This is a genomic window from Streptomyces tibetensis, from assembly GCF_040647715.1.
GTDB lineage: Bacteria > Actinomycetota > Actinomycetes > Streptomycetales > Streptomycetaceae > Streptomyces > Streptomyces tibetensis_A.
This window is the reverse complement of record NZ_JBEZCR010000008.1, coordinates 237,403-259,171: the sequence shown is the minus strand read 5'-3', so window position 1 is coordinate 259,171 and position 21,769 is coordinate 237,403. Positions and strand designations below refer to the sequence as shown.

General features: G+C 70.4%; 16 protein-coding genes. 6 read left to right on the top strand and 10 right to left on the bottom strand.

Going from position 1 to position 21,769, the window contains the following annotated elements; genetic code table 11:
• Positions 1–8: 8 nt before the first annotated feature.
• From gap to uvrC, 6 genes are all read right to left on the bottom strand, one after another.
• The gene (gap, locus tag AB0B29_RS22740) at positions 9–1,016 is read right to left on the bottom strand and encodes a type I glyceraldehyde-3-phosphate dehydrogenase (RefSeq protein WP_362242613.1); all 1,008 of its coding nucleotides are present in this window, start codon (positions 1,014–1,016) and stop codon (positions 9–11) included.
• A gap of 227 nt (positions 1,017–1,243) precedes the next feature.
• Positions 1,244–4,198, bottom strand: coding sequence for a M14 family metallopeptidase (locus AB0B29_RS22735; protein WP_362242611.1), 2,955 nt, complete (start codon positions 4,196–4,198; stop codon positions 1,244–1,246).
• Between the two features lie 151 nt (positions 4,199–4,349).
• Positions 4,350–5,339, bottom strand: coding sequence for a DNA-binding protein WhiA (whiA, locus tag AB0B29_RS22730; protein WP_033310739.1), 990 nt, complete (start codon positions 5,337–5,339; stop codon positions 4,350–4,352).
• Complete coding sequence (locus tag AB0B29_RS22725; protein ID WP_362242608.1) at positions 5,330–6,424, bottom strand: gluconeogenesis factor YvcK family protein; 1,095 nt, start codon at positions 6,422–6,424, stop codon at positions 5,330–5,332. Before AB0B29_RS22725 ends, whiA begins: the two co-directional genes overlap by 10 nt.
• Positions 6,421–7,380, bottom strand: coding sequence for an RNase adapter RapZ (gene rapZ / locus AB0B29_RS22720; protein ID WP_053671198.1), 960 nt, complete (start codon positions 7,378–7,380; stop codon positions 6,421–6,423). Before rapZ ends, AB0B29_RS22725 begins: the two co-directional genes overlap by 4 nt.
• Complete coding sequence (gene uvrC / locus AB0B29_RS22715) at positions 7,377–9,539, bottom strand: excinuclease ABC subunit UvrC (RefSeq protein WP_362242604.1); 2,163 nt, start codon at positions 9,537–9,539, stop codon at positions 7,377–7,379. Before uvrC ends, rapZ begins: the two co-directional genes overlap by 4 nt.
• Before the next feature lie 260 nt (positions 9,540–9,799).
• On the opposite strand from uvrC, the gene AB0B29_RS22710 reads away from it, so the two are divergent.
• From AB0B29_RS22710 to AB0B29_RS22695, 4 genes are all read left to right on the top strand, one after another.
• Positions 9,800–9,952 (top strand): hypothetical protein, encoded by a 153-nt coding sequence (locus AB0B29_RS22710; RefSeq protein WP_362242601.1) that lies wholly within the window; start codon positions 9,800–9,802, stop codon positions 9,950–9,952.
• A 251-nt stretch (positions 9,953–10,203) separates the two neighbouring features.
• Positions 10,204–11,151, top strand: coding sequence for a hypothetical protein (locus AB0B29_RS22705; protein ID WP_362242598.1), 948 nt, complete (start codon positions 10,204–10,206; stop codon positions 11,149–11,151).
• A gap of 203 nt (positions 11,152–11,354) precedes the next feature.
• The gene (locus AB0B29_RS22700; RefSeq protein WP_362242596.1) at positions 11,355–12,398 is read left to right on the top strand and encodes a LacI family DNA-binding transcriptional regulator; all 1,044 of its coding nucleotides are present in this window, start codon (positions 11,355–11,357) and stop codon (positions 12,396–12,398) included.
• Positions 12,395–13,300: a carbohydrate kinase family protein gene (locus AB0B29_RS22695; RefSeq protein WP_362242593.1), complete on the top strand. Its 906-nt coding sequence runs from the start codon at positions 12,395–12,397 to the stop codon at positions 13,298–13,300. Before AB0B29_RS22700 ends, AB0B29_RS22695 begins: the two co-directional genes overlap by 4 nt.
• Positions 13,301–13,572: 272 nt before the next feature.
• Here the strand turns inward: AB0B29_RS22695 and AB0B29_RS22690 are convergent, their stop codons facing one another.
• Together AB0B29_RS22690 and uvrA are read right to left on the bottom strand one after the other, a co-directional pair.
• Complete coding sequence (locus AB0B29_RS22690) at positions 13,573–13,944, bottom strand: hypothetical protein (RefSeq protein WP_362242590.1); 372 nt, start codon at positions 13,942–13,944, stop codon at positions 13,573–13,575.
• Between the two features lie 362 nt (positions 13,945–14,306).
• On the bottom strand, positions 14,307–17,336 hold the full coding sequence (gene uvrA / locus AB0B29_RS22685) for an excinuclease ABC subunit UvrA (protein WP_362242586.1): 3,030 nt from the start codon (positions 17,334–17,336) through the stop codon (positions 14,307–14,309).
• A 222-nt stretch (positions 17,337–17,558) separates the two neighbouring features.
• Between uvrA and AB0B29_RS22680 the strand changes: the two genes are divergently transcribed.
• Positions 17,559–18,251, top strand: a complete 693-nt coding sequence (locus tag AB0B29_RS22680; RefSeq protein WP_362242583.1) for a maleylpyruvate isomerase family mycothiol-dependent enzyme — start codon at positions 17,559–17,561, stop codon at positions 18,249–18,251.
• Between the two features lie 10 nt (positions 18,252–18,261).
• Positions 18,262–18,915 carry an MBL fold metallo-hydrolase gene (locus AB0B29_RS22675; protein ID WP_362242580.1) on the top strand — a complete coding sequence of 218 codons (654 nt, stop codon included), beginning with the start codon at positions 18,262–18,264 and terminating at the stop codon, positions 18,913–18,915.
• Between the two features lie 62 nt (positions 18,916–18,977).
• Here the strand turns inward: AB0B29_RS22675 and AB0B29_RS22670 are convergent, their stop codons facing one another.
• A complete protein-coding gene (locus AB0B29_RS22670) occupies positions 18,978–20,609 on the bottom strand; it encodes an MFS transporter (RefSeq protein ID WP_362242577.1) in 1,632 nt (543 codons plus the stop codon).
• A 94-nt stretch (positions 20,610–20,703) separates the two neighbouring features.
• Positions 20,704–21,726, bottom strand: a complete 1,023-nt coding sequence (locus AB0B29_RS22665; RefSeq protein ID WP_362242575.1) for an NAD(P)/FAD-dependent oxidoreductase — start codon at positions 21,724–21,726, stop codon at positions 20,704–20,706.
• Positions 21,727–21,769: the final 43 nt, after the last annotated feature.

Sequence of the window (21,769 nt, the reverse complement as noted above, 5' to 3'; positions counted from 1 at the left end):
TGGGTTGATCAGAGCTGGTTGCCGACGAAGACCGTAAGGTCCACGAGGCGGTTGGAGTAGCCCCACTCGTTGTCGTACCAGCCGATGACCTTCACGCTCTTGCCCTCCTGGACCATGGTCAGGGAGGAGTCGAAGGTGCAGGACGCCGGGGCGTTCACGATGTCGGAGGAGACGATCGGGTCCTCGGTGTACTCGAGGATGCCCTTGAGCTCGCCCTCCGCGGCCTTCTGGAAGGCCGCGTTGACCTCTTCCTTGGTGACCTCGCGCCCGAGCTCCAGGACCAGGTCGGTGACCGAGCCGGTCGGGACCGGGACGCGCATCGCGATGCCGTCCAGCTTGCCCTTGAGCTGCGGCAGGACCAGCGCGGTCGCCTTGGCGGCGCCCGTGGTGGTCGGGATGATGTTCTCGGCGGCGGCACGCGCGCGACGCAGGTCCTTGTGCGGGAAGTCCAGGATGCGCTGGTCGTTGGTGTACGCGTGCACCGTCGTCATCAGACCCTTGACGATGCCGAAGTTCTCGTCGAGGACCTTCGCCATCGGCGCCACACAGTTGGTGGTGCAGGACGCGTTGGAGATGACGTGGTGGTTCGCCGGGTCGTACTTGTCCTGGTTGACGCCCATCACGATGGTGACGTCCTCGTCCTTGGCCGGGGCCGAGATGAGGACCTTCTTCGCGCCACCGGCGAGGTGCTTCTCGGCGTCGGCCTTCTTGGTGAAGATGCCGGTCGACTCGATGACGATGTCGACGCCCAGCTCGCCCCACGGGATGTCGGCGGGGTTGCGCTCGGCCAGGACCTTGATGGTCTTGCCGTCGACCGTGATCGTGTCGGCGGTGTGGGTGACCTCCTGCTTGAGGCGGCCCAGGATCGTGTCGTACTTCAGCAGGTGCGCGGTGGTCGCGGTGTCGCCCAGGTCGTTGACAGCCACGATCTCGATGTCAGCACCCTGCTCCAGCAGCGCGCGGAAGTAGTTACGACCGATGCGGCCGAAGCCGTTGATGCCTACGCGGATCGTCACGAACCGATCTCCTCGTTGGTACGCCGGCCATGAAGTGCCGGCGAGCTCTGTTTGGGATGTCCCCGACCGCCTACGACCCTACCTCCCTGAAGGGCTGGTGGTGACATCCAGATGCCTCATACACGGCAGGGCGGCCCGTACCCGCCAGTAGGGGTACGGACCGCCCACCGCCGCGAGCAAGATCACTCGATTTCGCTATCTCACGGGTTCCCTGTTGACCAGGGAACTCACCCGTCGAGGGAAGCGAGTGCCTTCCTCATCAGCGCCGCCCGGTCGGCCGCGGCGGTGACGTGCTCCAGGCCGAAGCCCAACAGCACGGTGTCGTCCGTGGTGACCGCGCCGTACGTCTGGAACAGGGCGCCGGTGCGGGCCCAGTCCTTGAGGACGGCCGGGCTGCCCGCGGGCGGTCCGGCCACCTTCCAGGCGCCGAGTGAGGTCTCGAAGCCCTCGGTCTCCTTCGCCGTGCCGCCGACGACGAGCGAGGCGTCGTCGGCGAGGACGCCGTGACCGCCGCTGCCCGGGTCGGTGACGTAGCTGATGGAGAGCTCGACCGTCTTGCCGGCGTAGGGGCTCAGGTCGAAGTTCACCCGCTGCCAGCCGTTGGAGGCACCGGTGAGGCTGTTCCACGTGCCGGTGGTGCCGGTCGCGCTGCAGCCGTCGTCCGTCACGGTCAGGTAGTGCTTCAGCCAGGGGTGCTCGCCCACGTAGAAGCCGCCCTGGCACTCCGTCGGCACGGTGGCCCGGGTGGCGCCGCCCGCCTCCGGGAGGGTCGTCCAGTCGTCGGCGCCCGCAGTGCGGGCCTCGATGATGGCGTGGTCGTAGCCGGGCTCGGTGTCCCAGAGGAGCTGGGTGCGCAGGGTCGGCTGCTCGGCCGCGGTGGTACCGGTGAGGTCCACGGTGCGGGTGAGGCGCTTGTAGGCGTCGTCGGTGTGGACGGCGGCTGCCATGGAGGAGCCGGCATAGGGGCCGTACGGGCTGACCGTGCCGGCGAACTGCCCGGCGCCCTTGCTCGCGAACTGCGGGAACGTGTCGGTGCGCAGTTCGTCGGAGGTGACGCCGTAGGTGCCGGCCCTGTCCAGCGGGTTGCCGGGGGCGGCGCCCAGCGGGCTGGTGACGCCGCTCAGGTCGCCTGAGCCGGTGAAGCCGGTGGCTCCTGAGGTGGAGGTGCGGGTGTAGGCGCCCAGGTAGTACTGGCTGAAGTCGTTCGACAGCACGCCGCCGCCGAGGTCGACGTTGCCGCCGGCCTGCTCACCGGCCTCGATCAGCCGGCCGCCCTCGTTGAGGTAGGCCCGCAGCTGGAGCTGGGTGGCGTTGCCCGGGACGCTCGCGCCCGTGTAGTGGACGACGGTGTCGAAGTGGCCCAGCACACCCAGTGCGTCCGGCACGCCCTGCTTGGCCACGTCCCAGACGACCGCCTTGCGGCCGCTCGCCTTGAGCGCGTCCACGTAGGTCTGCGCCTGCGTGGCGGCGACGCCCTCCTCGGCGACGACGAGGGTGTTCGCCCGGGGCCGCTCGGCGACGGTGTAGGTGAAGCGCTCGCTGGAGAGCTTCTTGCCGTTCTTCGCCTCGCCGGTGAACCACACCTCGACCTTGTCGCCCGGCTCGCCGTCCTTGACCTTCGCCCGGTACTCGTCGAAGTAGAGGTTGTCCTCACCGCCGTAGGTCTCGCCGCCCTTCCAGGGCTTGAGCGCCATGTCCCAGGTGCGGCCGCCGTTGACGCGGTACTTGAGCTCCTTGTCGCGCACCGACTTCCGTACGACGACGGAGACCTCCTGGTCGGCGCCGCGGGAGTACGACGTGCTGAACGCGGCCGGGGTGAAGTCGGCGGCGCTCAGGCCGACCGACGAGGACGGCCGGTCGGGGTGGGCGGCGGACTCGGCGACGGAGAGCGCGAACGGGACGTTCTTGGCGAACTCCTGCTGGATCAGCTTCTCGTCGTCCGGGAACGTGAAGACCGACTGGCAGTCGGAGGCCTTCCACTCGTCGTTCGGGTCGAGGTCCGAGGCGGTCTGGCAGGTGGACATCTCGGGGGTGAACATCGCCAGGCCGTTGACGTTGGCAGCGTGGCCGTCCGCTTCACCGTTGGTGGTGTACAGCTCGGACGAGATCTGCGGGTGGTAGCCGGGGATCGCGGAGTTCTCGGGTGTTCCGGCGAGCGCCTTGTACAGGACGTCGTCCGGGGTCTGGGTGGCCACCTGCCAGCCGACTCCGTAGAGGAGGAGTTCGGCGGCGGAGTGGTAGTTGATGCCGTACGTGAAGCCGATCCTCTTCTGGAAGGCGTCCAGGGCCTTCGTCTCCGGCTCGGAGTTCGGTCCGGCGCCCCGGTAGGTCTGGCTGGTGGGGTTGGGGGACGAACCCTCGTCGTCGTAGCCCCACTTGTAGGCGAAGTTGCGGTTGAGGTCGACGCCGTCGCCGGTGGTGATGGCACCGTCGCCGTTGACGTCGCGCAGGTTCTTGCGCCACTGGCGGTTGGCGGGGTCCGCGAAGGTGTAGTCGTAGCCGTCGGGGTTGGCCGACAGCAGGAACCACAGTTCGGTGGAGTCGACGATCTTCTTGACGCGCCGGTCCTTCTTGTAGTTGTCCAAGTAGTGGTGCATCAGACGCCGGGTCATCTCCGGCGTGATCCACTCCCGCGCGTGCTGGTTGGACATGTAGAGGACCGAGGGCTTGGAGCCGTCCTTCGTCTTCTTCGCACCCTTGGTGAGTTTCAGCGCGAGGATGTCCTGGCCCTTGATCGTCTTGCCGATGGAGACGACCTTGGTGAGGTCCGGGTTCTCCTGGGCGGTGCGCAGGAGCTCCTCCCGCAGGCCCCCCTTGCCGCTGTACGGGCGGAACACGCCCTGGGCGGCGTCCTCGACCCGGGCCGCGGCCCGGGTGGAGAGTTTGTGCTCGGTGAGGTCGACGCCCTGTTTCTCCAGCTTCTTCGCCTGCTGGTCCGTCAGGTAGACCTCGACGGTCGCGGTGCCCTTCTCGGGCACCCGCTCGCTCAGTTCGTGACCGTCCTGGCCGGCCGCCAGCAGCAGGGGTACCTGCTTCTGGTCGACGTCGGCACGGAAGACCTTGACTTCCTCCGGGTCGGACGGGGTGGAGCTCCCCGGTTGTGCCTGGGCGATGGGTGCGAAGCTCGCTCCGCCGATCAGGAGCGCGCCGACAGCGAGGATCGATCTCGCTCTTCGTCTCATGAACCCCCCTAGCGTGGGTCCGCCACAGCAGCGAACAGATGCCAGGCTCATGACAGAGCATGATCGAGTCAAGGGTGCCTCAGCGACACGCAAAAACCGGTGCCGGTCACCCAAATGGGCGGCGGCACCGGCTTTTTGACGTGGCGTGGGGTCAGCCCACCAGGTTGTCGGCCAGTTCCTCGCTGAGGTTGGCCTCCGTGCCCGGGATACCGAGGTCGGAGGCGCGCTTGTCGGCCATGGCCAGCAGGCGCCGGATCCGGCCGGCCACGGCGTCCTTGGTCAGCGGCGGGTCGGCGAGCGCGCCCAGCTCCTCGAGGGAGGCCTGCTTGTGCTCCATGCGCAGCCGACCGGCGGCGGCGAGGTGCTCGGGCACGTCGTCGGCGAGGATCTCCAGAGCGCGCTGCACCCGCGCACCGGCGGCGACGGCCGCGCGGGCCGAGCGGCGCAGGTTGGCGTCGTCGAAGTTGGCGAGCCGGTTCGCCGTGGCGCGCACCTCGCGGCGCATCCGGCGCTCCTCCCAGGCCAGCACCGACTCGTGCGCGCCGAGGCGGGTGAGCAGCGCGCCGATCGCGTCACCGTCCCGTACGACGACCCGGTCCACGCCGCGCACCTCGCGGGCCTTGGCGGCGATCGACAGCCGGCGGGCGGCGCCGACCAGGGCGAGCGCGGCCTCGGGGCCCGGGCAGGTCACCTCCAGCGAGGACGAGCGGCCCGGCTCGGTGAGCGAGCCGTGCGCCAGGAACGCGCCACGCCAGGCGGCCTCGGCGTCGCAGGTGGCCCCCGAGACCACCTGCGGGGGCAGGCCGCGGATCGGGCGGCCCCGCCCGTCGACCAGGCCGGTCTGGCGGGCGAGCTGGTCACCGCCCGCCACCACCCGCACCACGTAGCGCGAGCCGCGGCGCAGCCCGCCGGGAGCCATCACGATCAGCTCGGAGCCGTGGCCGAAGATCTCCAGGATGTCCCGCTTGAGACGGCGGGCCGCCATGGCCGTGTCCAGCTCCGCCTCGATCACGATCCGACCGCTCACCAGGTGGAGGCCGCCGGCGAACCGCAGAATGGCGGAGACCTCCGCCTTTCTGCAGCAGGTCCGGGTGACGGGGAGCCGGGAGATCTCGTCCTTCACCGCTGCCGTCATCGCCATGGGCCGATCCTTCCATGCATCCGAAAAATACGGTCGTACGCGGCGGCCAACAGCTCCGGGTCGTGCCTCGGGGTCCCGTCGGGTCTGGCCACCGGCGCCAGCTCGACCGCGGCCCCGAACCGCTTGGCGGCATCGGTCAGGGATTCACGGTCGGGCACGGCGGCCTCGTCGGCCAGCACCACGTCCAGGGCGAGTTTAGGGGCGTGTCGTCCCAAAACCTCCAAATGACGCTGCGGGGAGAAGCCCTCGGTTTCTCCGGGCTGCGGCGCGAGGTTCAGGGAGAGTACCCGGCGAGCCTTCGTCTGCGTGAGCGCGTCCAGCAGCTCCGGCACCAGCAGGTGCGGAATGACCGAGGAGAACCAGGAGCCGGGGCCGAGCACGACCCAGTCGGCGTCCAGGACGGCCTCGACCGCCTCGGGCACGGCCGGCGGGTCGTTCGGCACGAGGTGCACGGACTGCACCTCGCCGGGGGTGAGGGCGACGGTCGCCTGGCCACGGACCGTGTCGACCTCCTCCGGGCGCTCCGGGTCGTGGCCCTTGACCAGGGCCTGGAGCTCCAGCGGAACGGCGGACATCGGCAGCACCCGGCCCTGGGCGCCCAGCAGCCGTCCGACCAGGTCGAGGGCCTGGACATGGTCGCCGAGCTGCTCCCACAAGGCGACGATCAGCAGATTTCCGACCGCGTGCTCGTGCAGGTCGCCCTGGGACTGGAAGCGGTGCTGGATGACCCGGGCCCAGGTCTGGCCCCAGTCGTCGTCGCCGCACAACGCGGCCAGCGCCTTGCGCAGGTCCCCGGGCGGCAGCACACCCAGCTCGTCGCGCAGCCGGCCGCTGGAGCCGCCGTCGTCGGCCACGGTGACGACGGCGGTGAGGTCGCCGGTGATCCGGCGCAGCGCGGCGAGCGATGCGGACAGCCCCATGCCGCCGCCGAGGGCGACGACCTTGGGCTGGGCGCCCCGGCGGCGCGGTCTGCCGCCCCGGGCCTCGACGGGCCGACTGCCCTTTGCGCCGCTGGTGCCCTTGTCGCCGTTGCCTTCGGGCACCACCCGGCGCAGTCGGCTCAGCCGGGGAGTACGTCGTGTCATTCGCGTCCCATGTCCCGGTGGACGACCACCGTCTCCACGCCCTCGGCCGCGAGCCGGGCCGCGAGCTTCTCCGACATGGCGACCGAGCGGTGCTTGCCGCCCGTGCAGCCCACGGCGATGGTCACGTAGCGCTTGCCCTCACGGCGGTAGCCGGTGGCGATGAGCTGGAGGAGCTCGGTGTAGCGGTCGAGGAACTCCTTGGCTCCGGGCTGGTTGAAGACGTACCCGGAGACCTCCTCGTTGAGGCCCGTGAAGGGGCGCAGTTCCGGGACCCAGTGCGGGTTCGGCAGGAAGCGGCAGTCGACGACGAGGTCGGCGTCGACCGGGAGGCCGTACTTGTAGCCGAACGACATGACGGTGGCCCGCAGCTCCGGCTCCTCCTCGCCGGCGAACTGGGCGTCCATCTTGGCGCGCAGCTCGTGCACGTTCAGGCTGGAGGTGTCGATGACCAGGTCGGCGTCGCCGCGCAGCTCGCGCAGCAGCTCGCGTTCGGCGGCGATGCCGTCGACGATGCGGCCGTCGCCCTGGAGGGGGTGCGGGCGGCGCACCGACTCGAAGCGGCGGACCAGGGCCTCGTCGGAGGACTCCAGGAAGACGATCCGCCGTGTGACGTTCTTCGCCTCCAGGTCGGCGAGGGACTCGCGGAGGTTGTCGAAGAAGCGGCGGCCGCGGACGTCGACGACGACGGCGATCCTCGCCACGTTGCCCTGGGAGCGGGCGCCGAGCTCCACCATGGTGGGGATCAGCGCGGGCGGCAGGTTGTCGACGACGAACCAGCCGAGGTCCTCCAGGCACTTCGCGGCCGTGGACCGTCCGGCTCCGGACATGCCGGAGATGATCACCAACTCGGGAATGGCCGCGTCCGGGACCTGGGCCTTGTCGTTGGGCGTTCCCGTACTCACCTGTGCTCCGTCTCCGGCTTGCTCGTGTTGCCCGTCGTGCTCGTTCACATTCATGTCTCCTGCCCCCGTCGTTCGTCCGGGGTGCCCGCTGCCACGGGTTCCCCACTGGAACCCATGGTGCCCGGTTCCTCTTCCATGATCTCTCCGGTCGCCGTGTTGACGGCGGGTGCGGCCGGAGCCGAGCGGGCGAGGGCCACGGCGATCGTCTCGGCCGTCTTGCGGCCTATGCCGGGGACCTCGCAGATCTGGTCGATCGTGGCGGATCGCAGTTTCTTCAACGAACCGAAGTACTTCAGAAGTGCCTGCTTGCGTGTGTCCCCGAGACCGGGGACGTCGTCCAGGGGGCTGGAGCGGAAGCGCTTGGACCGCTTGGCGCGCTGGTAGGTGATCGCGAACCTGTGGGCCTCGTCACGGACACGCTGGAGCAGATACAGGCCCTCGCTGGTGCGGGGCAGGACCACCGGGTCGTCGTCGCCGGGCAGCCAGACCTCCTCCAGGCGCTTGGCGAGGCCGCACACGGCGATGTCGTCGATGCCGAGCTCGTCCAGGGCCCGCCGGGCTGCCGCGACCTGCGGGGCGCCGCCGTCGACGACCACGAGCTGGGGCGGGTAGGCGAACTTCTTGGGGCGGCCGTCGTCCTCCGTGGGACCGGTCCCGACGATCTCGCCGTTGCGGTCGATCATGGCCGCGGCGTTGTCGCCGTCGGTCACGGAAGCCGCGGCGGTCTCGCCGTGCGACACGGCAGCCTCGGTGGTCCCGCCGTCCGTCACGGGAACCGCGGTGTTCTCACCGTCGGCCCACTCCCCCGTCTTCTCCTTCTCGGCGAGGTAACGCCGGAAGCGGCGGGTGATCACCTCGTGCATGGAGCGGACGTCGTCCTGCCCGGCGAAGCCCTTGATCTGGAACCGCCGGTACTCGCTCTTGCGGGCCAGCCCGTCCTCGAAGACGACCATGGACGCCACGACGTCGTCTCCCTGGAGGTGGGAGATGTCGTAGCACTCGATCCTGAGCGGGGCGCTGTCCAGGTCGAGGGCGTCGGCGATCTCCTCCAGGGCACGCGAGCGCGTGGTCAGGTCGGAGGCGCGCTTGGTCTTGTGCAGCACGAGCGCCTGCTGGGCGTTGCGCTGCACGGTCTCCATCAGGGCCTTCTTGTCGCCGCGCTGCGGGATGCGCAGGGACACGCCGGAGCCGCGCCGGCCGGTGAGCCACTCCTGGACCGGCTCGACGGGATCGGGCAGGGCGGGGACGAGGACCTCCTTGGGGACCGCGTCGCCCGTCTCCTCGCCGTACAGCTGCTGCAGGGCGTGCTCGACGAGGGCGCCGGTGGTGATCTCCTCCACCTTGTCGGTGACCCAGCCGCGCTGGCCGCGCACGCGTCCGCCGCGCACGTGGAAGATCTGGACGGCCGCCTCCAGCTCGTCCTCGGCGACGGCGATCAGGTCGGCGTCGGTCGCGTCGGCGAGCACGACCGCGTTCTTCTCCATGGCCTTCTTCAGGGCCCCGATGTCGTCGCGCAGCCGGGCGGCCCGCTCGTACTCCATCTCGTCGGCCGCTTCCGCCATCTGCTTCTCCAGCCGGCGGATGTAGGTGTTCGTACGGCCGGTCATGAAGTCGCAGAACTCGTCGGCCAGTTCCCGGTGCTCCTCGGCGGAGACCCGGTCCACGCAGGGGGCCGAGCACTTGCCGATGTAGCCGAGGAGGCAGGGGCGGCCGGTGCGGGCGGCGTTCTTGAACACGCCCGCCGAACAGGTGCGCACGGGGAAGACGCGCAGCAGCAGGTCGACGGTGTCACGGATCGCCCACGCGTGGGCGTACGGCCCGAAGTAGCGCACGCCCTTCTTCTTGTGACCGCGCATCACCTGCACGCGCGGGTACTCCTCGTTCATCGTCACCGCGAGGTAGGGGTAGCTCTTGTCGTCGCGGTACTTGACGTTGAACCGGGGGTCGTACTCCTTGATCCACGAGTACTCCAGCTGGAGCGCCTCGACCTCCGTCGACACCACCGTCCACTCCACGGACGCCGCCGTGGTGACCATGGAGCGGGTGCGCGGGTGCAGGCCCGCCAGGTCCTGGAAGTAGTTCGCCAGTCGCTGGCGCAGGCTTTTCGCCTTTCCGACGTAGATCACCCGGCGGTGCTCGTCACGGAACCTGTAGACCCCCGGCGAGTCGGGGATCTCACCCGGTTTGGGGCGGTAGCTGGAGGGGTCGGCCATGTCTCACACCCTACTGGCGAGCACCGACAGCCGGACGCGGCGGAGGAACATGATCAGGGGCCCGGCGCAGGCAGTTTCCAACGGCATGGGCCGCTCGGGGGTTACGGCCCACCGGGAGCGGGAATGTGGCTCACCCACGGCACAGACGACGCCCGGCGGGCGATGTCCGTGCCGGTGCAGGCACAGGTTGTCGGTGCGGACCGGCCGTTTCCGGTGGAAGCGGGCGGGCCACGGGTCGGAGGGCTGCGCAGATGAAGCGGATGCGGATCGAGAAAACCCGGCGGACGGCCCGTGCCCGCCGGTACGCGGACGAGCCGTTCGCGCTGCCCGACGCCCTGGACCCGCGCGATCCCGACATCGTGCGGGCCAAGCGCCTGGCCCTCAGGGAGCAGGGCGGAAGCGACCGCTCCTGACAGCACACGTCCACCGCGAACGCCCGGGGCGCACGCCCCGGGCGTTCGCATGTCCGGACCGAGCCGGCCGGCAGGACGTGGGTCACTGTCCGGCATCAGGTGTTGTCGGGGCCGGGTCAACACGCTTCAATGCGGGGGAACTCGGGCCCTGAACGACGGCGTACGGATGTGAAGACCTGCCCGGCGCCGGTGGGAGGGCCCCGCGCGAGCGGTCTGACCAGCCGTTGCCGACTCAGAGAAGAGGCCCCTGCATGCCGCACGCCCCACAGCACGCGGACGTCGCCACCGCGGAACTCGACTCGGCCCTGCGGGGAGGCCCCTTCCACGTCGCCCTGCGGGCCGCGATCGCCGCCCGCGGCCTGCCCCTGCAGCGCGTGCAGCACCATTTGTCCCGCCACGGTGTGAAGGTCGGCGTCACGAGCCTGAGTTACTGGCAGCAGGGGGCCCGGCGTCCGCAGCGCCCCGAGTCGCTGCGGGCCGTGCGCGCGCTGGAGGAGATCCTGGAGCTTCCCGAGGAGTCGCTGATCCGGCTGCTCGCCGAGTCCGGGGAGAGCCCGTCGGGGCTGCGGTCCGCCGCCCGCTCCTACCGCTCCCTCGTCGAGGCGTCCGGCGTCCTGGACCAGTTGCTCGCGGAGCTGGACTGCCCGCCGGACGGGGGCCTGCACTCCCTCGGCCACCACGAGCGGCTGCGGATCGGGGCGCGGCGCGAGCTGGCCGAGCGCGAGTCGCACCACATCGTGCGCGCCCACCGGGACGGCATCGACCGCTTCGTGGCCGTCCACCACGGCGACCGGGGGGCCACACCCGAGCGTATGCGGGTGCACGCCCTGGAGAACTGCCGCATCGGACGGGTCCGTTGGCATCGTGAGACCGGAGTCCTCGCGGCCGAGCTGCTCTTCGACACCCGGCTGCGGGCCGGCGACACCTTCCTGTTCCGCTATGGCGTCGAGGACGGCACGGCGGGCCCGTCACGCGAGTACGTGCGCGGTTTCGACTGCCCGGGTGGCCAGTACGCCCTCCAGGTGCGCTTCGACGCGGCGGCCCTGCCGGTGCGGTGCCACCGCTTCGCCCAGCACTCGGCGGCGGCGCCGCGCAACGGATGCCACGACCTGGCGCTGAGCGGCCGGCACCGGTCGGTGCATCTGGTCGAGCCCCGGGTACGGGCAGGGTTCCTGGGGATCGGCTGGGACTGGGAGTAGCCGCACGGGCCGCGCGATGTGCCGTGGCAGCGGGAGCCCGGCGGCTGCCAGGAGAGTGCGGGGGCGGCAGCTGCCCAGGGCCGCCGGGGTCGGCGGCTGCCCGAGGACGCAGAGTGCCGTGCTGACGTAAGCGATTGCGCAAACGTTTACGTCCGGCGCCGAATGCGATACGTTCCCCGCCGGAAGCGGAGGAGGGGACGTTCATGGCGACCATGGCCGACGTCGCGCGGAGCGCCGGTGTCTCCGTGGCCACGGTCTCGCATGTCCTGAACGGCACCCGGCCGGTGCTGCCGCACACCCGCCAGGCGGTGCTGGACGCCGTGGAGGAGCTCGGCTACACCACGAACACGCTGGCCCGTTCCCTGGTGACGGCCCGCACCCGGTCCATCGGGCTCGCGGTGTCGGCGATCAGCAACCCGTACTTCACGGAGATCCTCCAAGGCGTCGAGACCGCCGCCCTGGAGGCCGGATACAGCCTGCTGATCGCCGATCCGCACGACGACCCGGAGCACGAACGCAAGGTCGTCCGGCTGCTGCACGAGCGCCGGGTCGACGGCTTGATCGTCGCGCCCTCCGCCGATCCGCACGGGCTGCTCGACTACCTCGGACGGCATGACGTGCCGGCGGTGTTGCTGGACCGGCTGGTGAACGCGACCGGCAAGGACGGCGGTCCGTTCTTCGATCAGGTGTGCGCCGACAACGCCGAACCGATGTCCCGGCTGGTCACCCATCTCGCCGGGCTCGGTCACCGTCGGATCGGACTGGTGGCGGGGCGGCCGGGGCTCAGCACCACGAGCGAGCGGATCACCGGTTACCGCAGCGGCCTGGCGTTCGCGGGGCTCGCGTACGACGAGCGGCTGCTGGTGCACGGCGACTCGGAGTCCGCGGGGGCCGAGCAGGCGACCCAGGCCCTGCTGTCGCTGGGTGTACCGCCCACCGCGCTGGTCACCGGCAACAACGCCATGACCATCGGAGTGCTGCGTGCCCTGGGCGCGCGCGGGCTGTCCGTCCCGGACGACATCGCCCTGTGCTGCTTCGACGACTTCGCCTGGGCGGATCTGTTCTCGCCCCGGCTCACCGCGATCGCCCAGCCCGGCAGGGACATCGGCGCCCGGGCCGTCCGCGTGCTCCTGGAGCGTCTCGCCGAGCCGGGCCGGCCCGTCCGGACCGTCCGTCTGCCCTGCACCTTCGTCCACCGCACATCGTGCGGCTGCACCAGCCCGTCCGAGGAAGGAACCCCGTCGTGATCGTCGTCGCCGGTGAGGCACTGATCGACCTGGTACCGCAGGGCACGGGTGCCCTGGCGGCGCTGCGGCCCGCGCTCGGCGGCGGCCCGTACAACACGGCCGTGGCGCTGGGCCGCCTCGGCTCCCCCGCCGCCTTCTGCTCCCGGGTGTCGTCCGACGCCTTCGGAGAGGCGCTGCTGGACCGGCTGAGCGCGACGGGGGTCGACGTGTCAGCGGTGCAGCGGGGCACCGAGCCCACGACGCTCGCCGTCGCCACGGTCGGCGCGGACGGCTCCGCCGCGTACTCCTTCTACGTCGACGGCACCGCGGACCGGCTCTTCGAGACGCCCTCCACGCTGCCGTCCGGCACCCGGGCGGTGTCCTTCGGCACCTGCTCGCTGGTGCTGGAGCCGGGCGCGAGCGCGTACGAGGAGATGATGCGCCGGGCGGCGGCGCAGGGCGTGTTCACCGCGCTGGACCCCAACATCAGGGCCGGGCTGATCCCGGACGCCGACGCCTACCGGGCGCGGTTCAAGAGCTGGCTGCCTTCGGTGTCGCTGCTCAAGCTGTCCGCGGAGGACGCGGAGTGGCTCGGGGGTACGCCCGGCGAATGGCTGGCGTCCGGCCCGGCGGCGGTCGTGATCACCCGGGGCGGCGACGGGCTGACCGCCTTCACCGCCGACGGGGAGTACACGGTGCCGGGCGAACGCATCGAGGTCGTGGACACCATCGGAGCGGGCGACACGGTCAACGCGGCCCTGCTGCACGGGCTCGCCGTGCGCGACGCCCTCAGTACACAGGGACTGGCCGGACTGGGCCCCGACGGCTGGACGCAACTGCTGGGCTTCGCGGCCCGCGCTGCGGCGATCACCTGCTCACGGGCCGGGGCGGAACCGCCGTACGCGCACGAGCTGGAGGGCTGACACGGATTGGACTTCGCCCCCGGGCTGCTCGGCGAGGTGGTCAAGATCCAGCTCGACATGCAGTTCGTGGAGCCGAAGAAGAACGCCTGACCGCACAGCGCCCCCGGGCCCGACAGGACCTGGCGGATTCGGGGGCGTTGCAACACCTGACTTTGTCGATCAGGCCGCGAGCAGTTCACGCAGGAGCTCGGCTCGGGTTGCCCGGTCGAGTGTCCTGCGGGGGCGGTCGGGGCAGGCACCGTGGGCGGTGCCCGCCTCCCGCGCGACCGTGCCTAGAACTTGAGCTCCGGTGTGCGGTAAACCTTGCCGTTGCTCATCTGCCAGCCCGTGGCGTGGTCACGGAAGCCCTTCGGGCACTGGTACGACTTCGAGAAGGTGTCGTAGCCGGCGATCGTGCCGTCCTTGAGGACCTTCGCGTCCTGGCCGTCGGGGCCGGCGCACGTGACACCGAACTGGCCCTTGGCGGACTTGGAGGTCGTGTTCGAGAACTTGACCGTGACCTTGGTGCCACTGTGGCTGATGCACCGCTTGGTCAGCTTGCCGCTGCAGTACCACTTGGTGGCGGCGTCCGCGGACGGGGAGGCCAGCCCTACGAGCGAGACCGTGGTCAGCGCCGCGAGGGCGAGATGGGCGACTTTCTTCATGCGCGCTACTCCTGGAGAGCTGGTCGAATGCATGCGCCAACTCGGAAGCGCAGAGTGTGCCATCCCCCGATCGGCTGGGTCAGCCCATCAGGGCGGCCGACGTCCGTCAAGATCGTTCTGTCCCGTAAAGCCCCAGTTGGAGCGCTCCCCCGATGGATCTCCCCGAATGCTCCACAGGGGCGCCGGGTGCCTCTTGTCGACCTGATGGCGATAGACCGTCGAGTGGCCGATGAGTATGGCGGCGACGAATGCGCGACAGTTGCCGGTTTCGACCTGCCGAAGCTGTGAACGGCAGGCCGAAGACGACTCCTCCCGACCGATCGGGAGCCGTCGCCTTCGGCCTGCCGTTGCCTGCGGGGAACTCAGCCCTTGCTGGACCGGGTCGTCTTCTTCGCGGCCGCCTTGGTGGTCTTGGCCGCCGTCTTCTTGGCGACGGCCGTGCCGGTGACCGTCTTGGTGGCGGTCTTGCGGGCCGTGGCGGTCTTGGCCGCGACCGTCTTGCGGGCCGTCGTCTTGCGCGGCGCCTTCACCGAGGACGCGTCGCTGACGCGGTCCGCGCCGAGGACCTCCCGCAGGAACTTGCCGGTGTGGCTGGCCGGGACCCCGGCCACCTGCTCGGGCGTGCCCTCGGCGACGACCAGACCACCGCCGGCGCCTCCTTCGGGGCCCATGTCGACGATCCAGTCGGCGGTCTTGATCACGTCGAGGTTGTGCTCGATGACGATGACCGTGTTGCCCTTGTCGACCAGCCCGGACAGGACCGTCAACAGCTTGCTGATGTCCTCGAAGTGCAGACCGGTGGTCGGCTCGTCCAGGACGTAGACCGTGCGGCCGGTGGAGCGCTTCTGCAGCTCGCTGGCGAGCTTCACGCGCTGCGCCTCACCGCCGGACAGGGTGGTCGCGGCCTGGCCGAGGCGGACGTAGCCGAGGCCGACGTCCTTCAGCGTGTTGAGGTGCCGGGCGATCGCCGGGACCGCCTCGAAGAAGGAGGTGGCCTCCTCGATCGGCATGTTCAGCACCTCGGCGATGGACTTGCCCTTGTAGTGGACCTCCAGGGTCTCCCTGTTGTACCGGGCGCCGTGGCAGACCTCGCACGGGACGTAGACGTCCGGCAGGAAGTTCATCTCGATCTTGATGGTGCCGTCGCCCGCGCAGTTCTCGCAGCGGCCGCCCTTGACGTTGAAGGAGAAGCGGCCGGGCAGGTAGCCGCGGACCTTCGCCTCGGTGGTCTCGGCGAACAGCTTGCGGATGTGGTCGAAGACGCCGGTGTACGTGGCGGGGTTGGAGCGCGGGGTGCGGCCGATGGGCGACTGGTCCACGTGTACGACCTTGTCGACGAGGTCGTCGCCGTCCACGCGCGTGTGCCGCCCCGGCACGCTTCGGGCGCCGTTCAGCTCGCGGGCCAGGTGCGTGTAGAGGATGTCGTTGACCAGCGTCGACTTGCCGGAGCCGGAGACGCCGGTGACGGCCGTGAACACGCCCAGGGGGAATGAGACGTCGATGTCCTGGAGGTTGTTCTCCCGGGCTCCGTGCACCGTGAGCTGCCGGGACGGGTCCAGGGGGCGGCGGATGTCGGGCAGCGGGATGGCTTTCCTGCCGGACAGGTACTGACCGGTCTGCGACTCGCTGTTGGCGAGCAGCTCCTTCAGGGAGCCGCTGTGCACGACCTTGCCGCCGTGCTCACCGGCACCGGGTCCGATGTCGACGATCCAGTCGGCCGTCTTGATGGTGTCCTCGTCGTGCTCGACGACGATGAGGGTGTTGCCCATGTCACGCAGCCGGACCAGGGTCTCGATCAACCGGTGGTTGTCGCGCTGGTGCAGGCCGATGGACGGCTCGTCGAGGACGTACAGGACGCCGACGAGGCCGGAGCCGATCTGGGTCGCCAGGCGGATGCGCTGGGCCTCGCCGCCGGAGAGGGTGCCGGCCGCGCGGTTCAGCGAGAGGTAGTCCAGGCCGACGTCGACCAGGAACCGCAGCCGCTCGTTGACCTCCTTGAGCACGCGCTCGGCGATCTTCTTGTCGCGGGCGGTGAGCTTCAGCTCGCCCAGGAAGTCCGCGCAGTCGCTGATCGACATCGCGGAGACCTCGGCGATGGACTTGTCCATGATCGTGACCGCGAGGACGATCGGCTTCAGACGCGTGCCCTCACAGGTCGGGCAGGGCACCTCGCGCATGTAGCCCTCGAAGCGCTCGCGGCTGGAGTCGCTCTCGGCCTCGCTGTGCCGGCGCTTGACGAAGGGGACGGCGCCCTCGAAGGCCGTGGTGTACCGGCGCTCGCGGCCGTAGCGGTTGCGGTAGCGGACCTCGACCTGGGTCTTGTGGCCGTGCAGGAGGGCCTTCTTGGCGCGCTGGGGCAGGCCCGCGAAGGGGATGTCCGTGCGGAAGCCCAGCGCGTCGGCGAGGGCGCCGATCAGGCGGCCGAAGTAGTCCTTGGTGTGGCCGTGCGACCAGGGGTGGATGGCGCCTTCGTCGAGGCTCTTGTCCGGGTCGGGGACGATCAGCTCCGGGTCGACCTCCATGCGCGTGCCGATGCCGGTGCAGTCGGGGCAGGCGCCGAACGGCGAGTTGAAGGAGAAGGAGCGGGGCTCCAGCTCCTCGAAGGACAGGTCGTCGTACGGGCAGTACAGGTGCTCCGAGAACATGCGCTCGCGCTCGGGGTCGTCCTCGGGGAGGTCGACGAAGTCGAGTACCACCATGCCGCCCGACAGGCCGAGGGCGGTCTCCACGGAGTCGGTGAGGCGGCGCTTGGCGCCGTCCTTGACCGTGAGGCGGTCGACGACCACCTCGATGGTGTGCTTCTCCTGCTTCTTCAGGGTGGGCGGGCTCGACAGCTGGATCGTCTCGCCGTCCACCCGCGCGCGGGAGTAGCCCTTGGTCTGGAGGTCGGCGAAGAGGTCGACGAACTCGCCCTTGCGCTCGCGCACCAGCGGCGAGAGCACCTGGAAGCGGCTGCCCTCGGGCAGCTCGAGGACCCGGTCGACGATGGCCTGGGGCGACTGGCGCGAGATCGGGCGGGCGCACTCGGGGCAGTGCGGCTTGCCGATGCGCGCGAAGAGCAGACGCAGGTAGTCGTAGACCTCGGTGATGGTGCCGACCGTGGAGCGCGGGTTGCGCGAGGTCGACTTCTGGTCGATGGAGACCGCCGGGGACAGGCCCTCGATGAAGTCGACGTCCGGCTTGTCCATCTGGCCGAGGAACTGCCGGGCGTACGAGGAGAGGGACTCCACGTAGCGGCGCTGCCCCTCCGCGAAGATGGTGTCGAAGGCCAGCGAGGACTTGCCCGACCCCGACAGGCCCGTGAAGACGATGAGCGAGTCGCGCGGGAGGTCGAGCGAGACGTTCTTGAGGTTGTGCTCGCGCGCTCCACGAACGATGAGACGGTCGGCCACGCCGGTCCGCACCTTTCTTGAGAGAAGTGACAGGGGCGGGGCCCCCGTCTTTCCCAGACTAGGGGGAGCCACTGACAACGCCGGTCGGGTTCACGGGTTGTCAACAAACCCCGGCTCTCCAGCATGCCCGACGCCACGTCCGACCATATAGCACGTGCTTTCGATTTACGGCACTGCTTCACCACCTTCACCCGAAGGAGTGGCGCAGCTAAGGTCAGCACCATGATTGATCACGCTCATGACCTGGCGTCTGTACGTGACGCAACGGAACGGCTGCTGACCGCAGTCGGCAAGTTGGACAACGCGTCCGTGACGGAGCCGTCACGGCTGCCCGGCTGGAGCCGCGGCCATGTCCTGGCCCACCTCGCCCGGAACGCGGACGCCCTGGTGAACGTGCTCGAGGGGCGCCCCATGTACGTCTCCGGCGAGGCCCGGGACGTAGACATCGAGCGGGACGCCCCGCGCGCCCTCGAGGTCCAGCTCACCGACCTGCGCGAGAGCGCCACCCGCTTCCAGGAGGCCGGGGACGCTCCGGCGGACTGGTCGCGCACCGTGGAACTGCGCAACGGGGTCACGGACTCCGCATCCCGGGTGCCGTTCCGGCGGTGGGTGGAAGTGGAGTTGCACCACGTGGATCTGGGCATCGGATACGAGCTGGAGGATCTTCCGCAGGAGTTCACCGAGCGGGAGATCGACTTCCTGGCCGCCCGGTTCGCCGGGCACCCCGACGTCCCCGCCACGCGCGTCACGGACGGCACGCGCGCGTGGAGCACCGGACGCAAGCCCGTCGGGCAGGGGCCCGAGGTGACCGTCACGGGTCCCCCGGCCGACCTGCTGGGCTGGCTCGCGGGCCGCCGCGACGGATCCGCGCTGGCCTCGGCCGGCGGCCCGCTTCCGGCGCTGCCGCCGCTATAGGCTGGCGGACATGACGTACAGCGGAGAGGTGACGGTCGGCGGACCGGCCGATGTGCACGAGCTCAAGGACCTGATGATCACCAAGATCGCGGTGGGTCCGATGAACAACAACGCCTATCTGCTGCGCTGCAGGGCCACGGACGAGCAGTTGCTGATCGACGCCGCGAACGAGGCGGACACGCTGCTCGGCATGATCGGTGGCGACGGCATCGCGTCCGTCGTCACCACCCACCGGCACGGCGACCACTGGCAGGCGCTCGCCGAGGTCGTGGCGGCCACCGGCGCCCGCACCTACGCGGGCCGGGAGGACGCCGACGGCATCCCCGTACCGACCGGCGTGCCGGTCGACGACGGCGACACCGTCCGGGTGGGGCGCGTGGAACTCACCGCGCGCCACCTGGTCGGTCACACGCCCGGTTCGATCGCCCTCGTCTACGACGATCCGCACGGCCATCCCCATGTGTTCACCGGGGACTGCCTGTTCCCGGGCGGTCCTGGAAGGACAACCCGTCCGGAAGAGTTCAACTCCCTGATGGACGGCCTGGAGACCAAGCTGTTCGACGTCCTGCCCGACGAGACGTGGATCTACCCCGGCCACGGCAACGACACCACCATCGGCACGGAGCGACCCCACCTCGCTGAGTGGCGCGCACGAGGCTGGTAACCGTCCGACGCCGACCGCTCCATCCAACCCTTCGGCGATCCGGTGGACGCCCCGTCGGCGGTCTAGCGGGTGGCCCCGGTGTGCTCCCGCGCCGTCGCCGCCTCGCTCGCCGTCTTCCCGGCCCCCGGCTCGGCGGTCTTCCCCGCGACCCCGCGCCGGCCCGGCAGGACCGCGAGGACGATCAGTGTTCCGGCGGCCATGATGATCCCGCCGATGAGGCTGGTCTGGGCGACTCCGTGGGCGAAGGCCTGGTGGACGGCGTCCATGGCGGCCTGGGCCTGCTGGGGCCCGGCGGAGGGATCCTGCGCGACCCGCTCCGCGACGGCCAGGCCGGCGCCGACCGAGTCCTTGGCGGTCTCCATCGCCTCCGCCGGGAGCCGGTTGCCCACCAGGTCGGTCAGCTCGTCGCGGTAGGCCGTGCCCAGAAGCGAGCCCAGTACCGCGATGCCCAGCGCCCCGCCCAGCTCCAACGCGGTGTCGTTGACACCGCCGCCGACGCCCAGCTCGGACTCGGGGAAAGAGCCCATGATCGTGTCGGTCGCCGGGGAGATGGCCAGTCCGAGCGCGAGGCCCAGCATCATCAGCGGCGCAAGGAAGTCCCCGTACGTCGACCCCTTCTCGATCTGGGTGAGCAGGAACATGCCCGCCGTGCCGACGGCCAGGCCGGTCACGGCCATCACCCTCACCCCCAGCTTCGGGGCGAGCACCCCGGTCACCGCGGACCCGAGGAACACCGCACCGCCCAGCGGCAGCAGCCGTACACCCGTGTCCAGGGCGCCGTAGCCGAGGACGAACTGCAGGAACTGCGTCGAGTAGTAGATCACGGCGAACATGCCGAAGAAGAAGAACATCACCGCGAGCATCGAGCCGGTGAAGGGCCGCAGCGCGAACTTCCGGACGTCCAGCATCGGGTGCGGGTGCCGCAGCTCCCAGGCGACGAAGGCGGCCAGACCGGCACCGGCGACCACGGCGGCGGTGACGGGGCCGGCGCCCCAGCCGGAGTGCGGGCCCTCGATGGCGGCGTAGATCAGGGAGCCGACGGTGACGATCGACAGCAGACCACCGATGTAGTCGATCCGGCCCATGCCCTCCGCCTTGGACGGCGGTACCAGGGCGAGCGCGCCGAACACGGCGAGGACGGCGATCGGCACGTTGATCAGGAAGGTCGAGCCCCAGGCGTGGTCCTCAAGCAGCCAGCCGGAGACCAGCGGGCCGACGGCTACCGCCACGCCGGAGGTCGCGGCCCAGGCGGTGATGGCCTTGGCCCGCTCGCTCCGGGGGAAGGTCGCGACCACCAGGGACAGCGTGGCCGGCATCACGACCGCGGCACCGACACCCATGATCGCGCGGGCCACGATGACCAGTGAGGTCTCGTCGACCATGCTCCCCATCACCGAACCGCCGGCGAAGAGCAGCAGACCCAGCACCAGCGCGCCGCGCCGGCTGTACTTGTCGCCGATCGCGCCCAGTACCAGCATCAGCGCCGCGTACGGAACGGTGTAGCTGTCGACGACCCACTGCAGGTCACTGCTGCTCAGGCCCAGGTCGGTGGTCATGTCGGGGGCGGCGACGATCAGCGACGTGTTCGCCATCACCGTGATCAGCAGGCTCAGGCACAGCACGAGCAGCGCCCACCAGCGCCGCGCGTACGGCCCGGTCATCTTCTCCACGGGGGTATGTGCAAGGAAGGACATCAGTAGCTCCTGAGAGGGACGGGGCGGACGAGCGAAATCACGTCATTGCCCGTGAGGCGAGCGGGTGACGGGCTGAGATCTCAGGGCTTCGAGATCATCCTGTGGCCACGTGTGGGCTTCCCTCGGCGATCCCCTGGAGGGCCGCGTCGGTGTCCGCGATGGCCAGCATCCTGTTGATGGAGTCGCCGGCCAGTGCGCCGGCCGCTGCGGAGGCCCCGACCTGGGCGACCGGATCGGTGGCGTTGCCCGCCACCCACACACCCGGCACCTCGGTGGCGCCGGCCGTGCCGGAGGCGAAACCGCGGCCCATGTTGTTCGGCAGGTCCTGCACCGGCAGGCCCAGACCTTCCAGGCCCTTTGTGCGGGCCTGCATCTGCGGGCCGACCGCGAGGACGCGGCGGGCCACGACCTGGCCGTCGGCCAGGCGCACCCCGGCGAGGGCACCGTTCTCGTCGTTGACGACCTCGGTGACCGGGGTGTCGATGACGCGGATGCCGCGGGCGGTGAAGCGGGCGCGGCTGTCCTCGTCCAGGTCGGTGCCGTGGGTGAAGTAGGTCAGGTCCTCGGTCAGCTGACGGAACAACAGCGCGTGGCCGATGGAGGCCGGGCCGGTGGCGAGGATGCCGATGGGCTCATCGCGCACCTCCCAGCCGTGGCAGTACGGGCAGTGCACCACACTGTGCCCCCAGTGCTCGGCGAGGCCGGGCACCTGTGGCAGCACATCCGTGAGGCCGGTGGCCACCAGGATGCGGCGAGCGGTGATGCTGCGGCCGTCGCCCAGGGTGACGGTGAACCGCAGATCCCCGTCAGCCGACGGGGCGGCGGACTCGGCCGAGACCACCTCGCCGAACACGACGCGTCCGCCGTACTGGCGCACCTGCTCCCGACCCCGTCGAAGGATCTCGGACGGCGGGGTGCCGTCCAGGACGATGAAGCCGTGCACGGCCTCCGCGGGCGCGTTGCGCGGGGAGCCGCTGTCGATCACGACGACCGAGCGGCGGGAGCGGGCGAGGATCAGTGCACCGTTCAGCCCCGCGGCGCCCCCGCCGATCACCACCGCGTCGACGGTCCCCTCGGCCAGTGCGTCGCTCGCGTACGGAGGAGTCGCCACAGCCATGGCCTCCTGCCTTTCCTCATGATTCATGGTTCGGTCAACCCTT

Coding starts and splice junctions, on each gene's coding strand:
- AB0B29_RS22700 (WP_362242596.1), top strand. CDS start 11,355: ATGGCGACCATGGCCGACGTCGCGCGGAGCGCCGGTGTCTCCGTGGCC.
- AB0B29_RS22735 (WP_362242611.1), bottom strand. CDS start 4,198: ATGAGACGAAGAGCGAGATCGATCCTCGCTGTCGGCGCGCTCCTGATC.
- AB0B29_RS22705 (WP_362242598.1), top strand. CDS start 10,204: ATGCCGCACGCCCCACAGCACGCGGACGTCGCCACCGCGGAACTCGAC.
- AB0B29_RS22710 (WP_362242601.1), top strand. CDS start 9,800: ATGCGGATCGAGAAAACCCGGCGGACGGCCCGTGCCCGCCGGTACGCG.
- whiA (WP_033310739.1), bottom strand. CDS start 5,339: ATGGCGATGACGGCAGCGGTGAAGGACGAGATCTCCCGGCTCCCCGTC.
- uvrC (WP_362242604.1), bottom strand. CDS start 9,539: ATGGCCGACCCCTCCAGCTACCGCCCCAAACCGGGTGAGATCCCCGAC.
- AB0B29_RS22670 (WP_362242577.1), bottom strand. CDS start 20,609: ATGTCCTTCCTTGCACATACCCCCGTGGAGAAGATGACCGGGCCGTAC.
- AB0B29_RS22690 (WP_362242590.1), bottom strand. CDS start 13,944: ATGAAGAAAGTCGCCCATCTCGCCCTCGCGGCGCTGACCACGGTCTCG.
- AB0B29_RS22665 (WP_362242575.1), bottom strand. CDS start 21,726: ATGGCTGTGGCGACTCCTCCGTACGCGAGCGACGCACTGGCCGAGGGG.
- AB0B29_RS22675 (WP_362242580.1), top strand. CDS start 18,262: ATGACGTACAGCGGAGAGGTGACGGTCGGCGGACCGGCCGATGTGCAC.
- AB0B29_RS22725 (WP_362242608.1), bottom strand. CDS start 6,424: ATGACACGACGTACTCCCCGGCTGAGCCGACTGCGCCGGGTGGTGCCC.
- AB0B29_RS22680 (WP_362242583.1), top strand. CDS start 17,559: ATGATTGATCACGCTCATGACCTGGCGTCTGTACGTGACGCAACGGAA.
- rapZ (WP_053671198.1), bottom strand. CDS start 7,380: ATGAATGTGAACGAGCACGACGGGCAACACGAGCAAGCCGGAGACGGA.